The organism is Enterobacter sp. Res13-Sevr-PEC09-46, assembly GCF_015672585.1.
In the GTDB taxonomy this organism is placed as follows: domain Bacteria; phylum Pseudomonadota; class Gammaproteobacteria; order Enterobacterales; family Enterobacteriaceae; genus Enterobacter; species Enterobacter hormaechei_C.
This window is the reverse complement of record NZ_JADABR010000005.1, coordinates 555137-569783: the sequence shown is the minus strand read 5'-3', so window position 1 is coordinate 569783 and position 14647 is coordinate 555137. Positions and strand designations below refer to the sequence as shown.

Below are 14647 nucleotides of genomic sequence, written 5' to 3'. Positions count from 1 at the left end.
CCACTGCTTTTCTTTGATGTCCCCAATTTGTGGAGCCCATCAACCCCGCCGTTTTGGTTCAAGGTTGATGGGTTTTTTGTTGCCTGAAATTTATGCCTTTTAAAATCATGATGTTAGAAGCACTGTTTTTTAACGATGGCGACAAAATGGCGGCAGCGTCAAAGAGAGAGCGCCACCTGTCCTGATTTCATTGGATGCGGCTGAACCGGATTTGACTCTTTTGGCGTTGCAATCGAACGAACAAAAGTTTCATGGGTAACAAAAGTATGGCTGCAGTTAATGTTCTGGCACTGGTTGTAACGCTCTTTGGTCAATGAAGATACCTGAAAACTGCTGCGAGTATGGGCGGCACTTCCACACAGTGGGCAAATCATCATTTTTCGAGTTCTCCCCATTTTTGCTAAATTCACAATAATGATACCGCATTATTCCATTTTGCAAACTTAAAAGTTCTCCATTGCGAAGAATCATTCCATTTCGAAATCATCAATCCTCACTTCAAGCTCCAGACTGGTCGTAAAACCGTTATCCGGGCTGACGGTATGCGTCAGAGTCGTAATGGTCCATTCCGCATCATCTATCGGCTGTTTAAAGCCACTGACCTTCACAGGCATTTCTGTGTAGAGATCTGCCCGCCCTTCCGCCAGTTGTAGCGAGAATGATGCAACGCCGCGTTGCAGGCGTTCCCACTGCATTTTCGCTGCCCGTTCGGCGTTGCTCCGGTTGGCATAAGTGCGATTAAGTACCAGCACGTTTTCATCCGTACCCACCAGGTAATCGCCCTGCTTCGCTTCCGGCTCTTTCTTCTGCTTCTTAGTCCTGCGCTTACGCTTCACCGTGGTGCTTTCTTTCTTCGCGGGTTCGCGGGTATGCAACCAGCTGGCAATGACGCCCGTGTAAGCTCCGCGATCTGCCAGGGTAAAGCGGTGACTGTCGCCGTCCTTGCGTGTGATAGTGATCACCGGTAGTGGTTTACCGCTGGCGCTTTTACCCTGCCCCTGCCGGATGAATAACAGATTGCCATTTTTCACCGACGCAATAGCACCGTACTGGCGCGCCAGCCGCATCAAAAAACTGCCGTCACTCTCATTAGTCTGGTCTATATGCTCCACGAGTTTATCCGACAAGTCTTCACCCAATGCCATCTTCAGTTTGTGCCGCGCAGCTATTTCCTTCACCACTTCCCCAACGGTGGTCTTGTGCCACGACTTTTCACGGCGGGTATTCAGCGTTTCACGAAAATCAGCACTTCGCGCCCGGATAGTCAGGCGATCCGGTGCGCCAGTGTGTTCAATCTCGTCCACCGTGAATGCCCCTTTCGGGAAAAGCGGCTGTCCCTTCCAGCCCAGCGCCAGCGTAATGACAGCCCCACGGCGCGGCAGCACGATTTTTCCATCGGCGTCGTCCAGCTCCAGATCAAGCTGGTCCGCTTCAAAGCCCCGGTTATCCGTCAGCGTCAGCCCCATCAGGCGGTTGTCCAGCACAGTGGTGATATCCCTGCCTTCAATACTGATGCTGAATGCCGGAGTTTTGTTGCCTTTGTTAAGCAGTTCAGAGCTGAAATTCACGACAGCAGCCCTCCCACCGTTTTACTGATATCGCTTAAGGCAGATGTTGCCGTTCCCTGCAGATTATTCAGTTGCGCACTGAGATCACCGAACATATCGGACAGGGATTCATCCACGCGTTTTAGCGACAGGGTGAACTCAATCCGGCGCGGCATACCGTCGCGGAAAAACTCCGTTTTAGTCTGATTCAGTCCCTCAATCACATACATGCCGTAAATCGTGCCGCTGCCTTCAATCAGGGGCCATGCTTTTCCCTGTTCTGCCATCTGCTCCAGAGCCAGCAACGACAGCCTGCCGCCCGTTACCTCCGGCATAAGAACACCAGAAAGCGTCAGCATGTCGTTGTCCGGTCCCAGAAACTGCGTTGACGGGCGTCGGTTTACCCGGCTGTTTGCCGCATGTCGCCAGCTGCGTTGATACTGCAGCTCCTGATACGGCACGGTGCGCAGCATAAACACGTACAATCCCAGCACCATCATCATGCGTCGTATCCCCCCTGATCGCTGTAGTTACTCCTGGCTTTTGCCTTCAGCCTGCGTTCACGTTCATCAAGCTGGCGGGCCACCTCCCGCGCAATATCCTGCGCACTTTGTCCTGGCTGCGTCTGAATGATGATCTGCATCGGTGCCTCAATCCGTTGAACGGGCAGCACAGTGGCTGCACGACTCACCATCGCTTCACCGCCTTTCGCGGGAAGTGCCAAAGGGTGCAACGGTGGAAGCTCTGCTGGCGTAGCAGCAACACCCATCATTCCGGCAACAACGGCAGCCAGTGCAGCTGTATTTCTCCGGCTGGTCACATTTGCCGGGCCGTTAACAATTTCCGGCCCGTTTTCACCGACGATGCCAAACTGCCCGCGCGGGATATACCCGCCGCTGTCATACATCCCCGCAAAGCCATATCCCCATGACGGAAAACCACCCGATGGCATCATCACTTTACCGTCTGCATTCACCGTCGCAGGTTGCTGACGCGTCACGCTTTCCGGCAGTTTCGCCTTTGCGGCCTCTTTACTGACAATGCCAAGTTTCTCCAGCAACCAGGAAACGCCGGATTTCAGGGAGTCCAGCGGATGCATGACCATATTCAGCCCTTCCGCCAGAGCCTCCCCGAATCGTCGCCCCATTGCCGCTGCACTCTGCAGTTCGGCAGAGGTCGACTTAACGGGCGTCAGCAGATCAGTAAACCAGCCCCACAGCGCCTGTACTTTGTCGCCAATCCACTGGAACACAGGCTTAAGTGGTTCGAACGCGGCACTGACAGGACCTGCCGCCGCTTTGAATCCTTCCACCACGCCACCGAGAAATGCGGTGATGGGCTGCCAGTATTTCCAGACAACCAGCGCCACACCCGCCAGTGCAGTAACCACAAGACCTATCGGACTGAGCAGAGCACCTAACAGACCAGAGACGGCATACAGGGCAACGCGCAGCATCGCCAGTGGACCGGATGCGAGCATACGCAGCACCGTGCCTGTGGCAGCCAGTCCGCCGCGTAGTACCGCCAGTGGATTCATAAACATCACAGCAACCGCACGTAAACCGGATAATCCAGACCGCAAAAGTGCAACCGGCGCACCTGCTACAGTTTTCAGGACATTTCCCGTCAGTGATGCCGTGCGGCGCAAAGACGACAACGGCGCAGTAAGTAAACCTGCAGCGTTGCCCGATGAAGCAAGCCCGCGTCGCAGCAGTGCCAGTGGTGCGCCAGCCAGCCAGGACAACGCGTTGCTGGTTCGGGTTACTGCTGCCGTAACGGAAGGTAACGTTTTGATACCCAGCACAGAGAATCCCAGACGGATGACTGCCAGCGGCCCCAGCACTGCAGCCAGCGCCACCGCTAAGGTGCCGAGGCCCACGGTAACGGCAGCTACCACAGCGGCTACTTTCATCAGAGTGCCCGTCAGTTCCGGGTTAGCTTCCACCCAGCGACGCAACGCCCCCGTGACGCTTTTCACCGTGTACAGAATATCCATCAGCGGCTGGCGCAGCGTTTCCCCCAGGCTGCTGAAGGTGTTCTGTGCTCCGGTTTTGACCAGCAACCACTGAGCAGAAAGTGAATCCTTGTTGATGTCGGATTCTTTCTGCATGGAACCGAGCGCATCATTGCCCGCTGTCAGTTTTAACTGGCGCTGAAGTTCCGGCAGGTTGTTTGCCAGTTTCGCTGCGTCATCGCCAAACTCTTTACCAAACAACATGGTCATGGCAGACAGGCGCTTATCCTGTGGCAGCGCATTCACCTTCTCCAGCACGCGCTGGATAGTTCCCATCGCATCCTTCGTCAACCACACAAACCGCAGGCGGGGAAAGCCTTCATTCAAGGCTGTAGGTTTGTGCCATGAACACCACACTGACACCCGCAGATCTCGATCCCCGTCGGCAGGCCATGCTGCTGTACTTTCAGGGATACCGCGTAGCCCGCATTGCTGAAATGCTGGGCGAGAAAGTTGCAACCGTTCACAGCTGGAAAAAACGCGACAAGTGGGGTGACTATGGGCCTCTGGATCAGATGCAGCTCACCACCGCCGCACGCTACTGCCAGCTCATCATGAAGGAGCACAAAGAAGGGAAAGATTTCAAAGAGATTGACCTGCTGGCGCGCCAGTCTGAGCGCCACGCGCGGATCGGCAAGTTTAACAATGGCGGCAACGAAGCCGACTTAAACCCTAACGTCGCCAACCGCAACAAAGGCCCACGCCGTCAGCCTGAAAAGAATGTTTTCACCGATGACCAGATTGAGAAGCTGGAAGAAATTTTCCATTCCTCCATGTTCAACTACCAGCGCCACTGGTGGGAAGCCGGAAAAACCAACCGCATCCGCAACCTGCTGAAGTCACGCCAGATCGGCGCGACCTTCTATTTTGCCCGTGAAGCCCTGATTGACGCCCTGCTTACCGGACGTAACCAGATTTTCCTTTCTGCCAGTAAGGCACAGGCCCACGTCTTCAAACAGTACATCATCGACTTTGCCAAAGAAGTGGAGGTGGAGCTGAAAGGCGATCCGATGGTGCTTCCCAACGGGGCCACACTGTATTTCCTCGGCACCAATGCCCGCACTGCCCAGAGTTATCACGGCAACCTGTATCTGGATGAATATTTCTGGATACCGAAATTCCAGGAGCTGCGCAAAGTGGCTTCCGGTATGGCTATTCACAAGAAATGGCGACAGACCTATTTTTCCACGCCATCCAGCCTGACCCACAGTGCTTATCCGTTCTGGTCCGGTGCGCTGTTCAACCGTGGGCGCAACAAAGCCGATAAGGTGGACATCGACCTGTCCCACAGCAATCTGGCTCCCGGCCTGCTGTGTGCAGACGGGCAATACCGCCAGATAGTCACCGTGGAAGATGCGGTGCGCGGCGGATGTAACCTGTTCGATCTCGACCAGTTGCGCATGGAGTACAGCCCGGACGAATACCAGAACCTGCTGATGTGCGAGTTCGTGGACGATCTCGCGTCCGTGTTCCCGCTCAGCGAACTGCAGGCGTGCATGGTGGACAGCTGGGAAGTCTGGACCGACTTTCATGCACTGGCCCTGCGCCCGTTTGGCTGGCGCGAAGTGTGGATCGGTTATGACCCGGCAAAAGGTACGCAGAACGGCGACAGTGCCGGATGCGTGGTGGTGGCTCCGCCAGCCGTGCCGGGTGGTAAGTTCCGCATTCTTGAGCGTCACCAGTGGCGCGGGATGGACTTCCGCGCCCAGGCTGACGCCATCAAAAAACTGACCGAACAGTATAACGTGACCTATATCGGTATCGACTCGACCGGCGTCGGTCACGGGGTTTACGAGAACGTGAAAGCGTTTTTTCCTGCCGTCAGGGAGTTTGTCTATAACCCCAACGTTAAAAACGCCCTGGTACTCAAGGCCTACGACATTATCAGCCACCGCCGTCTGGAGTTTGACGCCGGGCACACCGACATTGCGCAGTCATTTATGGCAATCCGTCGCGCTACCACTGCCAGTGGCAACCGCCCGACCTATGAAGCCAGCCGCAGCGAAGAAGCCAGCCATGCCGATCTGGCCTGGGCAACAATGCACGCACTGTTTAACGAACCACTGCAGGGCGAGTCCGCCAATACCAGCAATATTGTGGAGATTTTTTGATGGGAAAGAGTAAGAAGAACCGCGCTGCGTCGACGAAACAGATCCAGCATAAAGGCCAGACTTCAGCCGAAGCATTCAGCTTCGGTGATCCCGTTCCTGTTCTGGACCGCCGCGAACTGCTGGACTATGTGGAATGCGTACAGATGGATCGTTGGTATGAGCCGCCTGTGAGTTTCGACGGACTGGCGCGAACTTTCCGCGCCGCCGTGCATCACAGCTCACCGATTGCAGTGAAGTGCAACATTCTGACCAGCACCTACATCCCTCACCCGCTGCTCAGCCAGCAGGCTTTTTCGCGTTTTGTACAGGACTATCTGGTTTTTGGTAACGCCTACCTGGAGAAACGCACGAACCGTTTCGGTGAAGTTATCGCCCTTGAGCCTGCTCTGGCAAAATACACCCGACGCGGGTTAGACCTGGATACCTACTGGTTTGTGCAATACGGTATGACAACCCAGCCGTATCAGTTCACGAAAGGCAGCATTTTTCATCTGATGGAACCGGACATCAACCAGGAGATCTACGGCCTGCCAGGTTATCTTTCTGCCATTCCGTCAGCCCTGCTCAACGAGTCCGCCACGCTGTTCCGCCGTAAGTATTACATTAACGGCAGTCATGCAGGCTTCATCATGTACATGACCGATGCCGCGCAGAACCAGGAGGACGTGAACAACCTTCGCAATGCGATGAAAAGTGCCAAAGGACCAGGTAACTTCCGCAATCTGTTCATGTACTCGCCTAACGGCAAAAAGGACGGGCTTCAGATCATCCCGTTGTCAGAAGTCGCGGCGAAGGATGAGTTTCTGAATATCAAAAATGTCAGCCGCGATGACATGATGGCTGCGCACCGTGTACCGCCACAAATGATGGGAATCATGCCGAGTAATGTTGGGGGATTTGGTGATGTTGAAAAAGCCAGCCGCGTCTTTGTCCGCAACGAACTGATGACGTTACAGAAGCGACTGCAGGAGCTTAACGACTGGCTGGGCGAAGAAATAATTCGCTTCGAACCTTATATGTTTTAGATATAGATTAGGCTCAGAAAGCGCCTGCTACTGCAGGCGCTTTGTTTACTCTTTAACAAGTGTGCCCCACACCGAGTCTTCAACCTCTTCAACAACAATATTGATGTTGCAAATAACATGGTCTTCACTTACTCGAGTATATCTGAATAACCTTGATTTCACTTTCCCACCAAACGACTCACGGTCTTCATTGTTGGTAATGTCGACATAATCCCCAACATTCGGAAGCATCAGGAGTGGATTGTCTTCCGAAGAACATCTTACAATCTCTCCATCATCAAGAGGTCGCGTATCCCCTTTACGTAAGTATTGAAAGTCATAGTTGTATATGGTTTTCATTGTCTATCCTTTTGAAAGTAACATCGCTGACGTATGTTGTTTCACAGTTCCATTTCCACATTAAGTCAATGAAATCAACATCATTTAATGTGTGCCAATATATTGCAACACGATCCCGAAAACTTCAAATCAATCTCTCCAATACGCGGGATTATTACTTTTTCGCCCCGTTACGCGCGCTCGTATCCCCGCCACGCCTGCCCGCTTTGTGTAGTGGTTTTCATGCACCTGCATGACATAAGTAAAAGCCCGCCAGAACTGGCGGGACTGAGCAAAAACGATCCTTTTGCGATCATTCATTTTCATGCGCTATAGTCATGCAACAAACGCATACGAACCATATGGTTAGATTACTCATCAAGTCAGATGGATTTTCAGGCAGATTGCCACAGCAATTGTAAAGGAGCGAGATTGAAATGGGTGGAGAGACTTCGGCTATACAACGAGTCGCGGGTAAGATTTCTGATGATATTTTCTCAGTGTTCAAATGGGATCGTGCCGCTAGAGCGGACATGAATTGGGATTGTTGCCAAGAGGCTCATTCCAAGAAAACACATCCAAGCGATGTTGTATTTTTCTACATAGATCCATATGAGGAGGAAATGGTCTATCTCAACACAGACCTCAAAAGCTATGCAGAAGGTACTATTGGGAAAAAAATAGTCGAGGGAGCTTTAACATCGCTTGCTTTAGCTACCGAATGTGCAAATGTCAGTGAAGAATGGCGATTGAAATATGTTCATGATGATTCTTTAGGTTATAACGTAAGAGGGTTATTATTCTTATATAACCATGATAATTTATATGATAAAGACTTCTATGAGAATATTACAAAAAAATTAGATCACTCATCTATAAATTGCCCTCCAAACATCAAACTACATTTGCTTGACCCTTATAAAATATCAGATTTGATAAACATATCTTCTGACATAACTAAGTTAATTGGTTCAGGCAAACTTCCTCAACCTGATAAGTTCACATATTATTATCCAGATCTTTCCCTAACAAGAATAAAGCACCCTATTAATCAGACAACACCTGCAACAATTGAATTATTAACATCACCATACATTATAATAAAGCATGAGGCTTTCAGTTGGCTCAGGGATAAAAACCCTGAGGGATATGTTATTTATTACAATCAACCGGGGGATTCAGTAGACGAATTCGTTTACTTCTTTGATATGTTATCAACTTATCAGATATTAACCGAAGGTAAACCAATCGTATTACGCCATTGTCACATTCACCCAAATGAAAATGCCATTCATCATTTTGAAAGAGCGAAAAAGAAATACAGCACAGACTGGCTCTTAGGCGAGGATGAAAGACTTTTTCTTAAAATTGACTTCGACAAGACAGACAAAATTGTTGTTGAATATAATCTTGAACAAATCGGCATGGAGCAACGATAATGGCTAAAAAACTATATTTCGCAACTGATAAAAATATTTATGATGCATTACATCATAAAAGGATAACCGCTGCAAAGTTGCATGAATTATTGTTGAATCGAGGTGTGTTTTTATCACCAGAACTCGACAAGGAAATACTAATCGAGGAAATATCCAAACTTCCTCACGGATTTAATGAATTAGAACACATAAAAAAACTAGTCAAAACATATGACCCAAGGGAAAGCACTACTAGTGTGAGCTTCCAAACCTCAACAAATCAGGCCGAATTAAAAAGTGCTGCTGAAGCACTAAAAAAAACATGCTCCCCTAGTAAAGGTCAAAGCCTGAATATTGTAGCTAAAAAAGATGGCTCGCTTACAGTAGAATACAAATATGAAGAAATAGACCTGTCTAAAACTGCATTACGTCAGATCGACAAGCGGAATGTTATAATAGAACTTCGCCCTGGAGCTGACAAAGTTGAAGTACGTATGCCTCAAAACCCCGAGGCAAAAAAAGTTATTGAGAGCTTGCAAAACGAGCTATCTAAAATCAAGTCCGAACCTATCGAGCGCTTCGAAATATCATTACTAGCAATAACTGATCCTACATTGCGAAGTCAGTTTTTTCAGGAATTAATGAATGGTCTACGCGGTTATGAGACTGATGACGTAACAAAAGTCGAATTAAATCGCAGTACTGATGCTAGTGAGGATGAAGACAAGGAAGAAACTATTGATACCGGATTTGTTAAGAAAGCCGTCCTTAATGGTGAAGGGGTAAATAGTTCAGCTATATTTTCTCAACTACATGAGAAAGGTTATTATATCGGGCGTATTGCATGGTCTTCAAAGCCGACAAGTGGAATTGGAGACAGAATCAACGTCGAAGCATTTTTCAAAGACTCAGAAAAATGCTGTGACTTTGCCTATCAAATTAAAGGTATAAACAATCAAAAAGAAGACGGTTTCAATGTAACCATTCGCGCGGCAACGGCACAAGAGAAAAAACATATTAGTGAATTAATTGAGTCCGCCGCTGAAAATGCCTATAATATAATAATAGGATCAGAGGTGAACGAAGATGAAAAAGGTTAAATGGCTTAAGTTAAACATACGGCTTGAGTTTGAAACAGCCGTTAGACGTCTTTCTCTTGATTCTTTTACAGAGGATAAAGGGAAAGGGTTCATTTTTGATAAAATACGCCATGATTTTGCAAATGGTCGCTTTGTCGAGCGTATTGTTTATCATGATAAAATATTAAGCTTTGACGGAAGCGAAACTACCGTTGAAAGAATCGAATATCGCACCACAAATTTTAGCGTGGCTTTAGACTCTCTTCCTGTAATGCAGATTACCAACCCACCCAGAACTTTAAAGCCTTTTTCGCAGGCTTTGGTAAAAAATCTTGGCTTAGGTGTTAGTTTGGAAGAAATTGACATAAACCCTATAGACTGGCTTAATGAAATATCTTCAAGTGTAAATATCAATTTAACACAACTTGATATTTCAAGGGTTAGAGTTTCTGATTACGCCACAGCTAAAATGCAAATAATTGGCAGCAATGATCTTAGGAAGTATTATAAAGAAGAATTAGAGGGTAAAAAAATAAGAATTGACAGGCTTGTTTGCTCTGTTAATTCATTAGAATATTCCGGTAAGCTCAAGATCACCAATAGCGGCCTTGCTTATATTGATGTTAGAAATGAGAATGAGTTTACGAAAATCGTTTTTGATACGTTAAAAAAAGTCACCCTTCAATCATAGATGGCTTATAAGGAGTTACTTCACCTAACGCCTCGCCTTACTCGTTGTTCAACCTCGTAGGCGTCAGAATCAAGTTCTGACGCCTACAATGTTTCTTAATGCAGCCAGCTATCGTCCTCCCACACCTTCTGCATAATTTTCATCACTTGTTTTCTTTCTTCGTCCAGTTGCAGTCCGGTCAGTTCCACACCGTTAGAGCTACCTTTGCGGATACGAATTACCGTTTTGGGATACAGGGGGCGCAGATTGCGGTAAAGCTCGGATTCAAGGGCGTCCAGGGTAGACTGGCTAATTTTCTGCTCTTTATCGATCATTATTTCAATGCGCATAAAAGTCACCTCAGCTGATGACATCCATTGAGCGGTTGTATTCGTGGCTTCTGATTTTTGCCATGAGTTCATCAGTCAATTCAGAAACCCACTGCAGAGCCAGCCCCTTCTCTTCATCACTACACTCACTAGCCGCTACAAGCTTAAGAAAAAAATCAATGCGCTGGAGCTTCAAAGACTCCAAAAAATAGTCCTGCATTTTTCCTCCTATGACACCACAAGCAATACTGTACACATAACCACTGTTTATATTTACAGTATATAATAATCTTACTGATGTAAAACGTTTTTTTACGTTCATCAGCCTGATATGCCTGGTATTATTAAGAGCACGAATTGTTAACCCGCGTAATTAATACAGATCCCGCCACTTATCATCTTCCTGCAAACGCTGGTTCCGATAGAAGATACGCAGGCCTGCTCCTGACGGAATACTGCCGCCGCGAAGGAGTAAATCGACCTCTTTCTCGCTGCCATCAAATCCTCTGGACTTCAGTTCATAGACGAGCTGCTGTCGTTGATGGTCTGTAATTCGCTGTTTGTAGTCTCTACGCCGTTTCGGTTTCACCAGGCGTAACCTTGCAGCCAGTTCCCGGCGTTCTTTTTTGTTCATACTGTGCAGGTAATCGTGCAACTCCTTGTCATCCATACGGGTGATATCCGTTCTGGTATCCCCATCAGCTGATTTGTCTTTCCCTTGTTGGTACAAATTTTCAGCAAGGGGACAGTTATTGCCACGAGTCCAAGGGGCGCAAGCGCCCTGGTCGGCAGCCGCCTCCTGAACGTCAACGGCCTTACGAACCATTTTCCACTTCACCGCATGAGTGCAGATCTTGCCCTCTGCAATGGGTGACCAGATGCCATAAATACGAATACCGTGATCGCCATAAGCGGTTGGCTCTTCGTTGATTTCATAAGCGGTTCTGATGAGGTGATATTTACGGGGAACCAGTACGCCACCCTGCTTCATGATATAGGTGGCAAAACAACCAGCATCAGCAGCAGCCAGAATGGCATCAAGGCGCGGGTTATCCAGTACCGGCGCACCTGCTTTTTTGTCACCCTGTTGCCTTGCCGCCTGACCAGCCAGCAATCGCAGTTCACGGTAAGCCTGACGCCCCGGAATGCCAAAGAAGCGGAATTGCTGAACACGATGCAGAGACGCCCAGGCATTAACGTATTCAGCGTTATCACGCAGGGATTTACCCGTTTCCTTGCTGATCTCCCCAGCCAGACCACGCCCGTCAATGTTCTTACTGATGTATTTCGCGATATAGCTTGTTGGCGTACCTTTGCGCGGGTTTATCAGCTCAGACTTAAAGCGTGGTCCCGTGTTATTGCCCAGCTCCTCGCGGTCTTCACGGATGGCAAACTTACGCAGTAATGCAGTGATGGCGCGGCGGTCTTTTTTACGCATGAAACACATGAGATGCCAGTGCACAGTACCGTCATGATGCGGCTCAGCTACCCGCACGCCATACCAGCGCAACTCGGCTTTATGCATAGCCTTACGAAATGCAGCAAACATGCCGACCAGATAATCGCTACTTTGTCTTACCGTCGCGTTTGTCCAGGTCGGGTTTGGTCTGCCGTTATTGAGCGTGGAATGGAAACGCGACGGACAGGTGATAGTGTAGAAAACGGCACAGTCACTGCGCATTTCCGCGATAAGCTCCAGACCTTTAACACAGGCCATCATCTCATTGCGGCGATGCGCCGGGTTGCTGCTGCTGGCGTTTACCACATCTTCCATATCCAGCGTGTCGCCGTCTTCGTTCACCAGTTCATGAGAACGAAAAAACTCCAGCGACTTACGGCGCTGCTCACGTTTATGCATCACGGCTTCATAGCTGACATAGGGGGATGCTTTTTTGCTGACCAGGCAGACAGCACGCAACTGCTCTTCCCGCCATTCGCAACGCATCTTCCATAATTTCCGATACCACCAGTCGGCACACAACATACGCGCCAGCGAACCCGGGATGAGTTCATAGGGCACTGGTTTGCGGCGGTTTCTTTTCCGACGAAGTTTCTCAAACGCAGGCGGGATAACATCCAGACGCAGGGTTTCCGCTGCCACCTTTTCCCATGTCTTGCGGATTTCTTCTGGCTTAACGTCATCGGTGGCATACAAATCACCACAAGCGTCCTCAAGACACATGCTCATATGCGCTGCTACCAGGGTGGACAGGCGTTTCACCTGATCCTGGCTCATTTCAGGCAGGATCAGCAGACCCTCCAGCCCTTGATGGCTTGCCATAAAACGGAAAGAAACAGATAGCTGACTGTCACGTACACAATCCAGTCGCTCCAGACATGGCTTAATCGTCTCACGCAAATAGCGGGAATAAGCCTTTGGCCTGCCCAGGCTGCTGAAGTATTCAATACGTTGCATCAGCGGCTTGCCGATATGGGAAGGCTGGGCGTTTACGTCCGCCATAATGACCATGTCCGGATTAAAACGCTGCTGCTCATGCGCCAGCTTTGCCCGGCTAATGAGCTTATCCTGCTCCATTTCGCGCTGGACAGGATCACGGGATTCATTAAAGAAATAACGCTCCCAGACCTGCTCACTCAGTGCCTCGCGGCGCAGTTGTTCCTGCTCGTTATCGGCAGCGTACAGAGTGATCAGGTTTGAAAGTGCAGACTCCGGCGCAACTTCCGCCGGGTCCAGATAAGGGTTAATGGCCTTTTTCGAGCCGTTCCATGAAAATGCTGCGGCGGCCTCGTTAAAGCCGCTGCAATTGTTCATATCGTCATGACTCATACACACACTCCGTACACGGCAGAACTATCCACGCCACGCGAAGGATCAAATCCCAACCAGCAGCTCGGCCCGGAAACAGCAATGATTTCTGTTGCAGATTTACCCTCGCCAGCTGACACGCCGATGCTGCGTTTTGCCTTGATATAGTGGTGAGTAAAATTGCGATACAGCGAACGAATCAGGGATGTGTCATTGTTAGAAACAATGACCGGATGTCCTTCTGATGACCGATGTTCAAGAATGGATGCCAGGTGATACTGGTCATCTTCAGTGAAACCATCAGTGTGATAGCCGGAAAACGTACCGTCATACGGCGGATCGCAATACACCACATCCCCCACCTGCAGCATCGCCAGCGTTTCATCAAAGCTCGCGCAGATAAACGTTGCCCGCTGGGCTTTCTCTGCAAATGCGCGAATTTCTTTTTCAGGGAAATACGGATTTTTATAATTACCGTAGGGAATGTTGAAATACCCGCTCTTGTTATAGCGACATAAACCACGGTAACCGTGACGATTGAGATACAGGAAATATATCGCCTTCATGAAATCAGTAATTTCAGTTGAGTAATTAAACTCCTGTCTTATGTTGTAATAAGCCAGCTCACTGTTTGCTTCCTCAAATAAAACTTTGGCACGAGATATAAACGCTTCGCAATCAGCGGCAATCTTTTTATAGAGGTTGATTAAATCAGGATTAATATCCGCAACCAGATAGCTGGGGTAATCCGTCGCCATCATCACAGCACAAGAACCCGCGAAAGGTTCAACCAGTCGCGGGCCAGCAGGAAGGTATTTTTTCAGTTCGGACATAATGGCGGTTTTATTACCCGCCCATTTCAGGATGGTGCTCATACAGCACCTCCGTTGTAATGTTTGCCTTTCAGCTCTGCGATTTCCTGGCAGGTAATGCAAAGCTGCACTCCAGGAATGGCACGGCGGCGTGCTGGCGGAATTGGCGCTTCACACTCAACGCAAAGCACGCGGGACACGCCCGGCGTTTTGGCACGGGCAGCACGGATATGGCGTTGGCGTTCTTCTTCAACGCGCTGCTGTACGAGATCCATTGCATCAGCCATCAGTGGATCTCCTGCGCTTCGTTCTGGATTGCTTCAGCAGTCACACGCAGCAGTTCTGCCGCTTCGACGTGGTTTAGCTGGCGGGAGGTGATATGACACGCCAGGCTATCGAGGCGAGCAGCCATTGCTTCAGCCCTTGCCCGGCGTTCTTCCAGACGAGCCTCTGTCAGTAAAAGATTAAGACCTGCATCATCCGGTCCGGTTTTGGTCGTGAGGGTTTCAATATTACGCATAAGCAATGCTCCTGAATTTAGATAAAGGGATGCCCGG

Annotated in this window: 15 protein-coding genes and 1 pseudogene; 5 read left to right on the top strand and 11 right to left on the bottom strand. The window is 49.3% G+C overall.

Features of this window, described 5'->3' with window-relative positions; all coding sequences use genetic code 11:
* Positions 1-158: 158 nt before the first annotated feature.
* The 4 genes and pseudogenes from IMQ56_RS03960 to IMQ56_RS03945 all read right to left on the bottom strand — a co-directional run.
* A complete protein-coding gene (locus IMQ56_RS03960) occupies positions 159-377 on the bottom strand; it encodes an ogr/Delta-like zinc finger family protein (protein WP_000972391.1) in 219 nt (72 codons plus the stop codon).
* Positions 378-467: 90 nt separating this feature from the next.
* Positions 468-1568, bottom strand: coding sequence for a phage late control D family protein (locus IMQ56_RS03955; protein WP_001011770.1), 1101 nt, complete (start codon positions 1566-1568; stop codon positions 468-470).
* Entirely contained in the window at positions 1565-2050 is a 486-nt protein-coding gene (locus IMQ56_RS03950) for a phage tail protein (RefSeq protein WP_000980403.1), read from the bottom strand. The genes IMQ56_RS03955 and IMQ56_RS03950 overlap by 4 nt, the downstream gene beginning before the upstream one ends.
* Positions 2047-3852, bottom strand: a pseudogene (locus IMQ56_RS03945) (phage tail tape measure protein); the annotation flags it as partial. The gene IMQ56_RS03950 and the pseudogene IMQ56_RS03945, both read right to left, overlap by 4 nt.
* A 53-nt stretch (positions 3853-3905) precedes the next feature.
* Between IMQ56_RS03945 and IMQ56_RS03940 the strand changes: the two are divergent.
* Both IMQ56_RS03940 and IMQ56_RS03935 read left to right on the top strand, forming a co-directional pair.
* Positions 3906-5672: a terminase ATPase subunit family protein gene (locus IMQ56_RS03940; RefSeq protein ID WP_001098406.1), complete on the top strand. Its 1767-nt coding sequence runs from the start codon at positions 3906-3908 to the stop codon at positions 5670-5672.
* Complete coding sequence (locus IMQ56_RS03935) at positions 5672-6697, top strand: phage portal protein (RefSeq protein ID WP_000520377.1); 1026 nt, start codon at positions 5672-5674, stop codon at positions 6695-6697. The genes IMQ56_RS03940 and IMQ56_RS03935 overlap by 1 nt, the downstream gene beginning before the upstream one ends.
* A 45-nt stretch (positions 6698-6742) precedes the next feature.
* On the opposite strand, the gene IMQ56_RS03930 is transcribed toward IMQ56_RS03935, so the two are convergent.
* Positions 6743-7036, bottom strand: coding sequence for a hypothetical protein (locus IMQ56_RS03930; RefSeq protein WP_000849765.1), 294 nt, complete (start codon positions 7034-7036; stop codon positions 6743-6745).
* Between the two features lie 416 nt (positions 7037-7452).
* Between IMQ56_RS03930 and IMQ56_RS03925 the strand changes: the two genes are divergently transcribed.
* From IMQ56_RS03925 to IMQ56_RS03915, 3 genes are read left to right on the top strand one after another with little or no spacing between them, the layout of a single operon-like run.
* The gene (locus tag IMQ56_RS03925; RefSeq protein WP_032323490.1) at positions 7453-8454 is read left to right on the top strand and encodes a hypothetical protein; all 1002 of its coding nucleotides are present in this window, start codon (positions 7453-7455) and stop codon (positions 8452-8454) included.
* Positions 8454-9533, top strand: coding sequence for a hypothetical protein (locus IMQ56_RS03920; protein ID WP_001085272.1), 1080 nt, complete (start codon positions 8454-8456; stop codon positions 9531-9533). Before IMQ56_RS03925 ends, IMQ56_RS03920 begins: the two co-directional genes overlap by 1 nt.
* Positions 9520-10203, top strand: coding sequence for a hypothetical protein (locus IMQ56_RS03915; RefSeq protein ID WP_000756244.1), 684 nt, complete (start codon positions 9520-9522; stop codon positions 10201-10203). The genes IMQ56_RS03920 and IMQ56_RS03915 overlap by 14 nt, the downstream gene beginning before the upstream one ends.
* 95 nt (positions 10204-10298) lie before the next feature.
* On the opposite strand, the gene IMQ56_RS03910 is transcribed toward IMQ56_RS03915, so the two are convergent.
* From IMQ56_RS03910 to IMQ56_RS03885, 6 genes are all read right to left on the bottom strand, one after another.
* Positions 10299-10532: a DinI-like family protein gene (locus tag IMQ56_RS03910; protein WP_001217575.1), complete on the bottom strand. Its 234-nt coding sequence runs from the start codon at positions 10530-10532 to the stop codon at positions 10299-10301.
* 10 nt (positions 10533-10542) lie between these two features.
* Positions 10543-10731, bottom strand: coding sequence for a hypothetical protein (locus tag IMQ56_RS03905; RefSeq protein ID WP_001154431.1), 189 nt, complete (start codon positions 10729-10731; stop codon positions 10543-10545).
* A 153-nt stretch (positions 10732-10884) separates the two neighbouring features.
* Entirely contained in the window at positions 10885-13299 is a 2415-nt protein-coding gene (locus tag IMQ56_RS03900; protein ID WP_196063707.1) for a replication endonuclease, read from the bottom strand.
* On the bottom strand, positions 13296-14153 hold the full coding sequence (locus IMQ56_RS03895) for a DNA adenine methylase (RefSeq protein ID WP_000104175.1): 858 nt from the start codon (positions 14151-14153) through the stop codon (positions 13296-13298). Before IMQ56_RS03895 ends, IMQ56_RS03900 begins: the two co-directional genes overlap by 4 nt.
* Complete coding sequence (locus IMQ56_RS03890; RefSeq protein WP_000752619.1) at positions 14150-14377, bottom strand: TraR/DksA family transcriptional regulator; 228 nt, start codon at positions 14375-14377, stop codon at positions 14150-14152. Before IMQ56_RS03890 ends, IMQ56_RS03895 begins: the two co-directional genes overlap by 4 nt.
* Entirely contained in the window at positions 14377-14610 is a 234-nt protein-coding gene (locus tag IMQ56_RS03885; protein ID WP_001244230.1) for a DUF2732 family protein, read from the bottom strand. The genes IMQ56_RS03890 and IMQ56_RS03885 overlap by 1 nt, the downstream gene beginning before the upstream one ends.
* Positions 14611-14647 lie beyond the last annotated feature (37 nt).